Origin of the sequence: Tessaracoccus sp. MC1627 (genome assembly GCF_014164725.1) — a bacterium.
Classification (GTDB): domain Bacteria; phylum Actinomycetota; class Actinomycetes; order Propionibacteriales; family Propionibacteriaceae; genus Arachnia.
Genome location: NZ_JACJGA010000001.1, coordinates 89,930 through 103,485 on the forward strand (window position 1 = coordinate 89,930; position 13,556 = coordinate 103,485).

A 13,556-nucleotide genomic window follows, 5' to 3' on the forward strand; every position below is an offset into this window, starting at 1 on the left:
CAAACTCCCTAGTCAAGAGCGTTTGACTAGGGAGTTCGGCCGTGGAGCATAGGGGACTCGAACCCCTGCCCAAAGCGGCTCCGACAACGGACGAAAGGCCGTCTGGCCAGCCGAAAGCCCAATCCGAGCCCAATGGAATCCCTCTCCTCTGGGGCGGCATTGTGTTGTGTCTGCCCGGAGGCGACGAACCAGGGATAGTCAGCACAGTTCTTTGGTCACTACTATTGACCGTGTGGATGTGTTGACCGATGAGATTGTTCAGGTCCTGGCGCAACTGGGCGCCACGCCGAGTGACCGACGCCCGACAGGCCCGGATGAGGACGCGATGCTCGTCACGATCCCGACGCAACCCGGCCCTGTGACAGTCCCAGTTGAGATCAAATGGCGTTCCCAGCCGCTCGGGGTAGCTGAAGCTGCCCGCTGGCAGGAGCGCCACGCCGAACCCACGATCCTCGCCCTGCCCTCCATCCCCCGAGGACTGGGCGCCCATTACCGCGCCCTGGGCATCAACTACGTCGACTCCGGCGGCAACGCCTACCTGGACTTCCCCGGGTTCCACATACACATCGAGGGCCAGAAACCGCGGGTCGCGGCGACGTCGGGCACCAAAGCACTTCCTGCTTCGACCAACCCGGCCGGCCTGAAGGTCGTCTTCGTACTGCTCATCACTCCCGAGGCACTCACCCTGAGCCACGACAACCTGGCCAGGCTGGCCGGGGTATCGAAGGGCACCGTCACCAACACGCTGGCGGACCTGCGCCGGCGAGGACACGTGTTCGGGGAGCGGAAGCACCGCAGCCTCGTCGACCGCGATCGGCTGGCCAGGGACTGGGTCGACGGCTACGTCCGCGACCTCTCCCCCCGCCTGAAGGAAGTCGAGCTCGCCGGACCCGAGCCCGACTGGTGGACCCGCAACTGGACCGACGCCGCCGCCGGGACGATCGGCGGAGGACTCGCCCTCGCTCACCTCGGCGCCCCACTGCGACCCGACCGCACCGTGATCTACGGCGTCCCACCGTGGCCCGACATCCGCCGCCAAGCGCGCCTCACCCGCGACAACGGAGCACCCGTGACCCTACGTGAACGCTTCTGGTCCGCCGACTTCCTGACCGGCAACAGGTACATCCCGCCCCTCCTCGCCTACGCCGACGCCCTGGCCAGCACAGACCCGCGCGAAGCCGACGCAGCCCGCGAACTGGCCAGCCTCAACCACTGGACATTCGCACGATGACCGGACCACTCGCCGAACTCCCGGAGGGACTGCTTCATACCCTCTCCGCCGTCATCCCCGACTTCACCCTCGTCGGCTCGTTCGCCCGCGACTACCGCGTACACACCATCGCAGGACTCCCACGAGTGGCCCAGACACTCGACGTCGACATCGCCATCCTGGTCCCGTCGATGACCGACTACCGCACGCAGCTGAAACCCTTCAATGGACCCCACGGCACCGGCATCGCCTTCCTGATCAACGGCATCCAGGTCGACGTGATCCCCTACGGACCGCAGATCGCCCCTCAGGGAATCGTCGAACCACTCGAGGGGGTCACACTCGACGTCACCGGAATGAAAGAGGCCGCCGCCACCGCCGAACAGGTGCCCATCGGAACCGCCACCGTCAGGATCCCCACCCTCAGCTCGATGGTCGGACTCAAACTCGTCGCGTGGGCATACAGGAACCACACCACGCAGAAGGACGCCCGAGACCTGGGCCCCCTGATCACCGCGACCTACCACGGTCCGTCCGGAGAGGCCCTCTGGACGAATCACGACGCAGGAATGACATGGGCCTACGACGACATGCTCATGGGCCCCTACATCGCCGGCCGGGAACTCGCCTCCACCTGGGAACAGGACTCTCTCGACCGCCTCAACGAGATCCTCCAACCCACCGGCATCGCGGAACTCTCCACACAGATCGCCCGCTCCCCAACCACCCCAAGCTCGCTCGTCGCGGAGCAACTCCAGGCATTGAGGCAAGGCATCTCACACGACACCTGAGCCGGCCGAGCCCGTATGGGGCGGCACCCACTCCGGCATCTTCAACGGTGGCACCAGCGGAGTCACGGACGCCCCCCACCGGCCAGGCATGCAGCAACCGCCCGATCATTCCTCCCCCCACCTGCCTCGGCGACGTCGACAAGACACGCCGCCAGATCCACCCGGACAGTCGGCTCGGAACGCAACAACACATTCCCATCAGGTGCCGCCACGAGCAGAAGGCCCCAGATCACGCCCTCCCGATCCCAGTCCGAGACATGCGGCTCAAGCAGAATCCCACCTACCAAACCCAGAGCAGGATGCGCCGCACCACCAGGACTCAGCCGCGAATCCGCGAACAACTCGGCGGCCTCCCCTTGAAAGGAGAACCGCTCCGCACGACAGCGGCGCGGCAACCAGGCCCGCAGCAGCGGCGCTGGCTCCTCACTTGCCCGCAACTGCTCCCACCTGCGCCGCAGCCGTGATCGCTCCCGATCCGGCAGCCCCAGCCACGACACACCAGCCGGCTCACCGAAATGCTGACCGATCAAATCCACCATCGCCCGCGCCATCCGCGCCGACATCGGCCGCACACTCGGCCGACGCGCCACCTCAAAGACCTGCAACTCCGCTTCGGGGATGGCCCAACTTCGACCCAGACGCTCCGCATGCAGACGCCCATCGCCGATCAACTGGACAACACGCTGACGACTCACCCCGAGTCGCTCCGCTGCCTCAGCCACCGACAACCCAACCATGCCACAAGCCTAGACGTAGCAAAAGACTAGTGGCAAGATCAGATTGTTACCTGGATCCGATTCCGAAGCTGGCGGGCCTCGACCACCAGCCGGCGCCGACAGAGACGGCCTGCGCAGAAGTACGATAAGCCGGCCGCGAAACTACGGATCCATGACCGCCCGGGGAGCAATCGCGCACGCGCAAGGCCGTGCTCTGCATGATGAGAACCACTATTTGCCTGACAGCAGCACTGCGATCTGCCTGATAGTCCATCGCCGAAGGTAGGGCATTGACCGGGGGCGCGCCTCGACGATCGGTGACGGCGTCGTCGTCAGAGCACTTGGGCGAAGGTCATAGGGGCCTCAGTCCACCCTGGCCACGCCACCGCGCGTCCCCATGGGTCTCGATGTCGTCCGCGGGCTGGGCGACCATTGCCTCGTTCGTGGACACGACGATGACGGCGTGATGTGACTCAGCGAAGAAGGCGCGGGTGCTGCACTCCACATGGGTGTCTCTGGGGATCCTCACCACCTCCCGAAGCTGAATGTCCTCCGACGAGCGGCCGATGCGGATCTCTATGTCGCCCGCCTCGCTGAGCCAGTTCATGTCGCGGTCGAGGAAGGCCAGTTGGCTGAGGGCCAGGGTGAACCGGACCCTCGCCGACTCGGCGGGTTCCAGGTGGACCCGACGGAAGCCCGCAAGCTCCTGGACAGGCCTGGACACAGACGCGTACGGGTCCCGCACATACAACTGGACGACGTCGGTCCCGGCCCGCTCGCCCACGTTGTGGACCAGCGCCGTGACCTCCAGCTTTCCGGGCGCGTTTCCCTCCGCCGACGCGACACTCAGGTCCGAGTACTCGAACCGCGTGTAGGACAGGCCATGTCCAAAGCGGTACCGCGGCGTGTGCGGAGCGTCCACGTAGTCGGGAAACCCGATGCTGTCGCCCTGGTGCCATGCCGATCCGTTCGGATGGTTGTAGTAGATCGGGATCTGGCCCGCACTACGCGCCACGCTGACTGGCAGCCGGCCGGAGGGATTGACCTCGCCGAGGAGCACGTCGACGATCGCCTGGGCTCCGTGCTCCGCCGGGCTCCACGCCTCCATCAGGGCATTGGCATGGGCATCGGCAGCGTCGCTGGACACTGGGCGGCCGTCCAGGTGAACACCGACGATCGGCTTTCCCAGCAGGGCCACCAATCGGATCAACTCCTCCTGGCAGGGCGGGAGGTTGATGTCGGTGGCATCGATACCCTCGCCCATTGACGCGATGGAGGAGGTGCCGTGTTTACCGCCCATCGTCATGAGGATCAGGTCAGCCTGCTCCGCCAGCGCTAGCGCCTCCTCGTAGCCCGAGTCGTCGTCGCCGGCGATCGGATAGCCCTGCGCCCAATTCACCTCTGTGCCGGGGAGGCGCTGTCGCAACTCGTCGAGCAGGGTGAGGATGTGGGGCTGCTGCTTCTGCATCAGCTCCTCGAACACAGGGTCGTCGTCGGCCTGGATCCCAGTGCCTGGCACGGTGCGCTCGATCGCGCGGTCGGCGCCGCCCCCGGCCAGGCCGGCCATGGAGGCGACCGCAGCCAGCTTGCCCTCAGCCATGGAGAAGTGTGTGTAGCCACCGAAGAAGAACCGCGCCGTCTTCGCGTGGCAGCCGATCACAGCCAGCCTCCTGATCCCGGATGCGAGAGGGAGGACGCCGTCGTTGCGGAGGAGCACGATCGACTCGCGAGCCGACTGCAGGGAAGCGCGCTTGTCGTCGTCCGAGCTGAACTCCGCATGGAGGGCGTCGCCCATGAGGGCGAAGGGGTGCTCGAACAGCCCCATGCGGAACTTCGTGGTCAGGACCCGATGGACGGCGCGATCGAGGATCGCGATGTCGGCACGCCCGGTTGCGAACCACTCGCGAAGCCCGGGTCCGAATCCCTGCGGCACGTGCAGTTCGGTGTCCATACCTGCCTCCATAGCCGCCAGCCCTGCGTGCGCGAACGACTCGGCCACACCCTGGAAGAGGTGCAGGTTGCCGATTGCGCCGTAGTCGGACACCGTCACGCCGTCGAAGCCCATCTGGTCGCGCAGGAGCCGTGTGAGGATACGCAGCGACGAGGACGCTGGCTCGCCGGCGATCGAGTTGTAGGACGGCATGATTCCGCGCAGCCCGGCGGTGCTGATGGCGGCCTGGAACGGCTTGGCGTACACCTCGAGCAGCAGCCGGTCAGGGATGTCGCAGTGGGCGCCGTGGATGCCGCCCTCGCTGTGGTGGAAGCCGAGGAAGTGCTTCGCGACGGCCTCGGTTCGCAGGCCGGCCCTGTCGCGGCCCTGGAGGCCGCGCACGAATGCCACGCCAAGCTCCGCGGCGAGCGTGGGGTCCTCCCCGTAGGTCTCCCCCTGGCGGCCCATCCGCGAATCCCGTGAGATGTCAAGCACCGGCGCCAACGTGTGAGTGATGCCAACCGCCCGCTCCTGCCGGCCCACGATGGCCCCCACACGCTCCTCAAGGTCGGGGTTCCAGCTGGAGGCTCGTCCGATACCCGCGGGAAAGCTCGTGGCTGCAGGGAGGAATGCCCCGCAGAGGCCTTCCATGTGGAAGATCGCGGGAATGTCGTGATCGCTGCCCGCCATGGCCGCCGACTGGACTCGGCGCTGGAACTCGGCCACCTCCTCGAGCGTCTCGGCCGAGCGCGCCTCAAGACACGAGACCTGGCCGATGCCGTGCGGGAACTTCTCCTCGAAGTCGCTGGTGTCGGTGATGTCGGCCGGGAAGTAGCACGAGACCTGGGCCATCTTCTCATCCAGGCTCATCACCTCCAGCAGCGCGGCGGCGCGATCCTCGGGACGTGCTTCGTCAAGGGTGGTCATGGTTGGTCCTCATTGGTGTGGTGGGGCGAACGGTGTGTGCGTGACAGCTTGTGGGCCGGCGTGGATCTTTGAGAGCAGGGAGCGATGTGAGCCCGCCGGAACAGGCGGCGGCGAAGTTGAGCTAGCCGACGTAACCGGTCGAGTCGCGGATCACGAGTCGCGGCTCGAGCACCTCGTGACGTGCCTCAGCCCGTCCCTCGATACGCTCAAGAAGCAGATGACCCACACGCTCTCCCATGAGGAGTCCGGATTGGTCGACGGTAGTGAGACGTATGGGCCCGAGGGATGCAGTGCGCGAGTTGTCGAAACCCACGATCGAATACGCCTCAGGGACCGATCGGGAGTGGTCCCACAACTCGCTCATCATGCCGAACGCGACGATGTCTGCGCCGGCATGCACCGCCGTCGGCCGGCTTTGGAGCGCGTCGAGCTGCCGGGCCGCCTCGCGTCCGCCCTCCAGGGTCCACCGGCTGTCGATCACCGTGGACGAGTCCGTGAGACCGTGATCCGCCATGGCATCCTCGAAGCCTCTGAGCCGATGGCACTCCAGGCGCGTGTTGTCACTGCGGTCGGCCTCGTTCATGACGAAGGCGATGTTGCGGTGCCCTAGGCCCAACAGGTGCTCGACGACGAGCCTGGAGCCGTGAGCGTCGTCGCTCGCCACGGAGTCGAGGAGCGTGCTCTCGCTGTGGTGACCCACGACGATCAGGGGGATCTCCTTGGCCAGGAGGTCCAACTCCTCGTTGGTCATCACGGGGGCCACCAGGACAAGTCCGTCCATCCGGTGGTCGATCATCGCCTCGATGACGGCCTTCTGCTCCGCGGGTCGGTAGCCGGCGGGCGAGACGAAGACCTCGTAGGCCTGAGGCCGGGCCACCTTGGCCAACCCGTCGGTGACCAGGCTGAAGAACGGATTCTCGATGTCGGAGACAACGACCCCGAGCGTGTAGGTGCGGCCACGCATTCCTCGGGCGGGACCGTGCGGCCGATACCCAAGCTCATCCATCGCAGCCTGCACGCGGGCACGCATCGGGGCACTGGCCCCATATGCGTTTCGCAGCACCTTGGAGGCGGACGAGGTGGATACCCCCGCATGCTTGGCGACATCGACGATGGTGACCCTGCGGCGCTGCTGCGTCGCTTCTGCACTCGTCATCGTGGCCCCAATCCGGTCGTTCGACAGGCTACTCCCATTCTTCGGTTGCCTTCGCTCCAGCACCGGTCCACCGATCCCCATTCGAAGGTCACCTCGTCGGGCTGTAGGTGAAGTTGCGAACCGTGGTCGCGTCACGGTCCGACCCCAGCGCGAGGACCCGACCGGTGAACCCGGATGCGACCTCGGTGGACAGGTAGCGGCCATCGAGCCGCGCCAGTTCGATTGTCTCCCCTTCAACCACAACCGACAGCACGATGTCATCGGGTCCGGCGTGACCGACGGGGACTGCTGCGGTGCCAGGATCCACGGCCTCGATGCTCAGAACCACGTCCTGTCCACCGACAGCGAACTCGGCTAGCAGTGCACTGACGTCGCCGATGGTCGCCTGAGCCACCACCACACCGTCCGCGAGCCTGAGATCGTAGGAGTGTCGGGGGTCGATGCGGAGGCCGAATCCGCCTGACTTGACGATGGCCGCCTGAGCACGCCAGCGCAGGTCCTGAACCCGGGTGCACAGCCGCGAGCCCGCTGGCACCCGGACACCGGGCGTCAGGACGTCGATCGAGGTCAAGTCGCCCGTGGGTACCACCCAGCGAAGATCCAGTTCGGCGGTCAGGAAGTGATCCTCGAAGGCGCGCTCGCTCGGCGCAACCGTGTACCGGTCGAGGTCGAACTCCGGCCACCCGTCCACCCAGTCGATACCTGCCACGAAGGTTTCGCGCCCGAGGACGTGGAAGCCGGGCGTCGATCCCGCTGATCTGACGCCCAGGTAGACAGCAGCCCAACCTCCGCCGGGAGCCTCTACAAAGTCGGCGTGGCCGACATTCAGGACCGTCTCGAAGGTGCTGCGCCTCGTGAAGACCGGGTTCGCCGGACACCCCTCGAACGGTCCCTCGGGGCGGCGGGCCCGGGCAACCGTGACGCAGTGACCACGCTCGGTTCCGCCCTCGGCCAGCACCTGGTACCACCAGTCGCCGATCCGGTACAGGTGCGGGCTCTCAGCAGCCGGAAGGCCGCTCCCTTGCCAGACATCTACTGGAGGAGCGTGGAACCTACCGGTCGCGGGGTCGATGTGCGCCTGACGTACCGCCTGTCCACCGTTGACGAAGTCCAGCACGTGCCAGGTGAGCAGGCATCGCCCGTCCTCGTCCCAACAGATATCGGGGTCGATACCAATGGCCTCCGGGATGTGGATCGGATCGCTCCACGGCCCCGCTGGGTCCGCAGCCGTGACGATGAAGGGCCCGGCGTCATGAGCACTGGCGTTGCTGGTCACGTAGTAGAAGGTCCCAGCATGGTGGCGGAGAGTCCCCGCGTAGAGACCGCCCGACGGTGTGCGCTCGGACAGTCCGAGTTGTTCGGGCCTGTCGAGGATGTGCCCGATCTGCTCCCAGGCCACGAGATCCGTACTGTGGAAGATCGGGACCGCGGGGAAGTACTCGAAGCTGGACGTGGCGAGGTAGTAGTCACGGCCCACCCTGCAGATCGTCGGATCCGGTTGGAAGCCGGGCAGGATGGGCGTCGTGGCGGCGCTGTGTTTGTTCACTGGATCGTCTCCACCGACACCGGGGTGAGGAATGTCCGTTCGTGGCTCGAGAGCACGCGCACATCGCCGACGAGTTCGAATGACCCGGTCAACTCGTGACGGTCGGAATCGAGGCCAACCATGACGTCGACCCGACACGGCTCCACGGCGAACACACGGCCGATGTTCGTGTAGCCGAGTTGCGTCGCGTCCAAGCTGAAGGTGACGCGCTGGGATTCGCCCGCCGCGACCTCGGCCCGTCCGAAGCCGGCCAACTGCTGCGCCGGGCGCGTGACCCCGGACGTGTTGGCCCGGAGGTACAACTGCACCGTGCTGACCCCGGTCCGCTCCCCTGTGTTTGTGAGCGTCACGCTGATCGTTGCCGAGCCGTCAGTGCCCATGGCGTCGCTGAGCTCCAGGTTGGACAACTCGAAGGTGGTGTAGCTGAGGCCGTGGCCGAAGGGGAACAGCGGGTCGGCGCTCGAGTCGAGGTAGAGCGAGTCAACGCCCGGGGGCATGCTGATGCGTCGACCGGTTCCGGCCTTCTGGTAGTGGAAGACGGGGACCTGTCCCTGGTGACGGGGGATGGAGTAGGGCAGCTTGCCGCTCGGGTTGAGCGTTCCGAAGATCGCGTCAGCGACCCCCTGGGGGCCGAAGGGGCCACCGAAGGAGGAGACCACGATCGCCTGGGCATTGCGAACGACCTCCGGCAGCACATATGCGCGCCCCTGCACTAGGACCACCACCATGGGCTTGCCGACCTCGGCTACCGCCTCGGCGAGGCGCGTCTGCACCTCCGGCAAACTGATGTCAGCGGAATCGGATGCCTCGCCCTCGGTGCGTTCACCGGTGAACCAGAGGCTTCCCCCGCCGAGCGCCAGCACCACAACGTCCGACTCCTCGGCGGCCTTGACGGCCCGCTGGATCCCGCCTTCCAACTCCTCACGCAGCGAGGTAGCCTGCTCGACGCGCACACTCGCGGCATGGTCACCCACGGCCTCGGCCAGCGATCGCGCACCGAAGCGTTCACGGACCAGCTCATCGGTCGGCTTCTCGGGCAGAATCCGTGCGGTCCACGCGGCCATCCCGGGGTCCACGCCGACCGCGCCCCCGAAACCGCCGCGGGACATCAGGTGCATCATCTCCCGGAACGCGGGGAACGTGTAGGTCGGGAACTGGAGCACCAGGTTCTCGGCGTGCGGACCGATGACGGCGATGGACTTGCTCCCCGAGGGCAGGGGCAGCGTGCCGTCGTTCTTCACCAGGACCACGGATCGGCGGGCCAGCTCCTTCGAGAGATCGACGCCCTCGTCCGCGGCGCTCTTCACGTCGATCGTCTCCGACGGGTACGGGTTCTCGAAGAGTCCGAGGTCGAACTTCGCCCGCAGGATGCGCCTGACGGCGGTCTCGAGCAACGACCGGTCGACGGCGCCGCGCGCCACGTCACCGGCCAATACGTCTCCGTACCCGAACGGCATCGGGTTCTCTGTGTCGAGGCCGGCCGCGAGTGCGAGCCGCCCGGCCTCCGCTGGGTCGGCGGCCACTCGCTGACGGTCGATGAACTGCTCCAGCGTCGTGTAGTCGGAAGTGACGAATCCCTTGAAGCCGAGTGTCCCTCTCAAGAGGTCCGTGAGGACCTCTCGTGACGCCGCGACCGGGACACCGTCGATGTCGGCGTAGGAGTTCATGACCGAGGCCAGGCCTGCCTCCTGGATCGCGGCCTCGAATGGGAAGCAGTAGACGTCGCGCAGGGTGCGGGCGCTGATCTCGGTGGCGCCGAGGTTGATGCCACCTTCCGGCTTGCCGTAGCCGACGAAGTGCTTGCCGGTGGCGATGACGCCGGTCTTCAGATCGACCCCTTGGAGACCGGCGGTGTAGGCAACGCTGAAGGCGGCGGCCAGGTATGGGTCTTCCCCGTACGTCTCGTGGACGCGCCCCCAGCGCGGATCGACTGCCACGTCCATGTTCGGCGACAACGCCTGCCGTAGGCCCAACCGCAGCATCTGACGGCGGATGAGGTCGCTCATCTGCTGGACCAGGTCCGGGCTCCACGTGGCCGCCAGCCCGATGGCCGTGGGAAACACCATGTGGCCACCGGACATCAGTCCGTTCAGGGCCTCGCAGTGGATGAGCATCGGAATCCCCAGTCGGGTCCGCTCGACGCTGGCCTTCTGGATGCGAACAACCAGATCGACACTGTCAGTCAGGTTGTCGGTCACCAGGTTTGATACGTGTCCCGGGTTCCTGTGAAGCCAATGGTCGACGCCCTCCGGGTCCCCACCCTCCGGCGCCGCCAGCAACCAGGGAGCCACCGCGGTCAGCTGATAGGCCTGCTCGAGGACGGTCATCTCCTTGAGGAGCAGCTCGACCCGCTCGTCGGTCGCGAGGGTGGAGTCGCGGTAGTGAGTTGACATCGTGTGGTCCTGTTCTGTGTGGTGGGGGTTCGCTGTGGCGGTGCAGCGCCCGGTGCGTTCGGTACTGGTGGGTCGAGGGGTGGCCGGCCTCCGGACGAGGCCGGCCACCCTCATGGTCAGGAGCGGGTCACTTCACGGGACTCGCCGGGTCCTTGCAGGCGTTGGCGGACTTGCCACCGCCGGGGTGCTCCTCGCCGTTGGGCAGCCGACATCCGTTCGCGTCCCGGTTGAGGACGTCGACCAGTTGCCAGACCGAGAGGTTGCCCTCCCACGACGGGTAGGCCCCGAACTGGCCGGGATCGTGGGCCTCATAGCTGCCGGCGGTGTTGAACTCGTAGCCCCACTCCGGAACGCCCCACAGTTGTCCAGCCACGGCACCGGCAAAGCCCATGCCGCTGTCGACGAGCGAGTCGTCGCCCAACCGTCGGCCGGCGGACACGAGGTTGGCCGCGAAGGCGTAGTTGGCCTGCACCGTGACCGAGGCGGACGAGCCGGTTGCCGACGCGACGAGGTTGGCGCCGACAGGGCGGCCGGCGTCATCGGTGAGGCCCTCAGTGAATCCCGCCACCGTCTCGAGATGCGTCGCGTAGCGATCCATGTCGACGACGTCGGGCAACCCCGCGCGTTCCGCGAGGAACTGAGCGAGGAAGGTGGCGATCATGGCATCCTCGTCTCCACCTTCGGACTCTGCTGGCGTGTAGCGGTAATAGCCCCCGTCGGCGAGCCAGAACAGTTCCTCGAAGTCGGCCTTCGCGGCCGTGAGGTCCGCCCGCAGTGCGTCGATGGTCGCCTTGTCCTCGCCCATGCGCTGCCCTGCCTCGATCATCGTCTCGGTGGCCAGGATGTACAGGGAGGAGACGTAGGCGTCGAATCGATTGGACGGCAGTCCGTTGTACGCATTGGACATGGGGAACGGGCTGAGGAGATCAGGCGACGGGTTGTTGGCAGAAGGCACCTCAGGGAGGGCGTAGTCGGCCGGGATCGTCTTCTGCAGGAAGGCGAAGGTCTTCTCCATGGCCGGATACGCGAAGCGCAGGAACCCGGGATCGTTGTGGCGCTGGGAATAGTCGTACAGCCGGAACACGTTGATGGCCGGGCGGTCGAGGAACCACGCCAGGCCAGGGCCGGAGTCGGTCCCCTGACGCCAGGAGATGAACGGGTTGTCACCTCCATTCTCGGCCATCCCGAAGTCCCACGGATCGCCCTCCGTGGTCTCGGCCATGATGGCCTCCACCTTGTTGCGCATGCGGTCCCGCTCGATGGAAGGGAACAGATCCGAGTACACGGTGTAGCTGTAGATGCCGATCTCGCCCCCCTGCCCCAGGGTGGAGAGACCCCCCGAGTTGGAGTCCAGGCCAAGGTAGTTGTGTGTTCCCGGCACGGCCGAGCCGATGCGATCGCCCCCGGTGATCACCGGTTCGGTGTTGCTGACCAGGCCACCCTCCCAGAGGGCGGTGTGGAAAGTGACGTTGGCCAGCTGGTTCAGCGCGGCCTCCTTGAGCCAATCCGGGTGGGAGGTCGAGTCGACCAGCGGCGACCACCACTTCTGGACATCGGCGAGGTTCTTCTTCCGATCGGTCAACGCGTCCCTGGCGATGGAGTAGCTCTGGTGGAAGGGGTAGCTTCCGGCGATGTAGTCGTTCTTCTCCGTGGTCTTGGCGCCGTAGAAGTTGGTGTAGCGGCGCATCCAGACTGTCTCGTTGTCGTTGAATGCGACCTGCGGGAAGTCCCACGTCAGTACGAACGGGATGGTGGCCACCTCGCCCGGCTTCAGGGTCGCGGACACCGAGATGGCACCGGCGGACGCGGAGTCGTCGAGCGCGCCGTTGCCGAGCGCACCGCTCGCGGTGAAGGGCGCGTACACGTCGGATCCGTCCCCGGTCGCATCCCAGGACGTGGTGTAGCTGAACGACTGGTTCTTGTCGACGACCGCAGCGATAGTCCACTCCGACTTGTGGGCATCGGGTGTGTTCTCGGGCGAGTCGGATGCCAGGGTGACGGCATGGATGCCCCTGGCCTTGTCCACGCGATACTGGCTCGAGAGCCCCTCCCGCACTGTGACCGGTTGGCGGTCCTCGTGGGCTGCCACGTTGGGCATCGTGAACATCGTCGAGACCTTGGCCGTCTCATCGGTGTCGTTGGAGATCTGCACATCGAAGTACGCCACAGGCAGCGAACTGCGCCGATCGTCCTCGGCGACGATCGGCGAGTAGAACCGCATGGAGATGTCGGTCTGGAACGGTTCGTAGGTCATCCAGCCGAAGGGGTAGAGCGCCGCATACTCGGCGTCACCGGCGTCGAGGGTGTTCCACCCGGAGAGGGGGTCCTCCCAGGATCGCTCGTCGATCAGTTCGCCGTTGTGGTCCAAGGCCTTGGCTCCGTCGGTGGCGAGGGTCCGGACCTCCGCGGGCTGGTTCCCGATCTGTTCACGCACGTGGAAGGCGGCTTGGGGAAGGGCGCGCGTCTCCCAGGAGTTGTTCTGTGAGCCGCCGAAGAACCACGGCCCGAAGGTTCCGGACTGGTTGACCATGAAGCTGCCGGCACCGATGCCGCCCAGCGGGATGCCCATGCCGGGGACCGTGAGGGGGAACTTGATCCCCGGATACGGCCACCACGGAGAGTCCTCCTTGCAGGCGTACGGCAAGAAGGTGTCGGGGCAGGTTCCCTCGGAGATCTCGCCCAATGGCCGCACCGTCGCCGCGCTCGGGATCTCGAACCCCGAGTCCTTCGGGCTAGCTGCGGCATGCGGACTGGGGACGACGGCGCCGACGGCCAGGGTGAGCGCCACGGCCAGAGCCGCCACTCCCCCAGCCCGCGCGACGGCCGACCGCGAGGATGTGCCGGGCGCCGATCTGGCTTCGGTGTGTCTACGGAACATGCATTGACT

8 protein-coding genes and 1 tRNA gene are annotated in these 13,556 nt (G+C 66.4%); 2 read left to right on the plus strand and 7 right to left on the minus strand.

What is annotated here, in order from left to right:
- Positions 1 to 42: 42 nt before the first annotated feature.
- Positions 43 to 125 (minus strand) — tRNA-OTHER (locus H5399_RS00450).
- A gap of 107 nt (positions 126 to 232) precedes the next feature.
- Here H5399_RS00450 and H5399_RS00455 point away from each other — a divergent pair.
- Positions 233 to 1,231, plus strand: coding sequence for a type IV toxin-antitoxin system AbiEi family antitoxin (locus tag H5399_RS00455; protein WP_182781072.1), 999 nt, complete (start codon positions 233 to 235; stop codon positions 1,229 to 1,231).
- Entirely contained in the window at positions 1,228 to 2,001 is a 774-nt protein-coding gene (locus H5399_RS00460) for a hypothetical protein (protein ID WP_182781073.1), read from the plus strand. Before H5399_RS00455 ends, H5399_RS00460 begins: the two co-directional genes overlap by 4 nt.
- A gap of 62 nt (positions 2,002 to 2,063) precedes the next feature.
- Here the strand turns inward: H5399_RS00460 and H5399_RS00465 are convergent, their stop codons facing one another.
- The 6 genes from H5399_RS00465 to H5399_RS00490 form a co-directional block, all read right to left on the minus strand.
- Positions 2,064 to 2,738: an excisionase family DNA-binding protein gene (locus H5399_RS00465; protein WP_182781074.1), complete on the minus strand. Its 675-nt coding sequence runs from the start codon at positions 2,736 to 2,738 to the stop codon at positions 2,064 to 2,066.
- Positions 2,739 to 3,069: 331 nt separating this feature from the next.
- Positions 3,070 to 5,574 carry a glycoside hydrolase family 3 N-terminal domain-containing protein gene (locus H5399_RS00470; protein WP_182781075.1) on the minus strand — a complete coding sequence of 835 codons (2,505 nt, stop codon included), beginning with the start codon at positions 5,572 to 5,574 and terminating at the stop codon, positions 3,070 to 3,072.
- 121 nt (positions 5,575 to 5,695) lie between these two features.
- On the minus strand, positions 5,696 to 6,730 hold the full coding sequence (locus H5399_RS00475; protein WP_182781076.1) for a LacI family DNA-binding transcriptional regulator: 1,035 nt from the start codon (positions 6,728 to 6,730) through the stop codon (positions 5,696 to 5,698).
- 88 nt (positions 6,731 to 6,818) lie between these two features.
- Complete coding sequence (locus H5399_RS00480) at positions 6,819 to 8,276, minus strand: glycoside hydrolase family 43 protein (protein ID WP_182781077.1); 1,458 nt, start codon at positions 8,274 to 8,276, stop codon at positions 6,819 to 6,821.
- A complete protein-coding gene (locus H5399_RS00485; RefSeq protein ID WP_182781078.1) occupies positions 8,273 to 10,669 on the minus strand; it encodes a glycoside hydrolase family 3 N-terminal domain-containing protein in 2,397 nt (798 codons plus the stop codon). The genes H5399_RS00480 and H5399_RS00485 overlap by 4 nt, the downstream gene beginning before the upstream one ends.
- Positions 10,670 to 10,796: 127 nt before the next feature.
- Positions 10,797 to 13,547 (minus strand): GH116 family glycosyl-hydrolase, encoded by a 2,751-nt coding sequence (locus H5399_RS00490; protein ID WP_182781079.1) that lies wholly within the window; start codon positions 13,545 to 13,547, stop codon positions 10,797 to 10,799.
- Between the last annotated feature and the right edge of the window lie 9 nt (positions 13,548 to 13,556).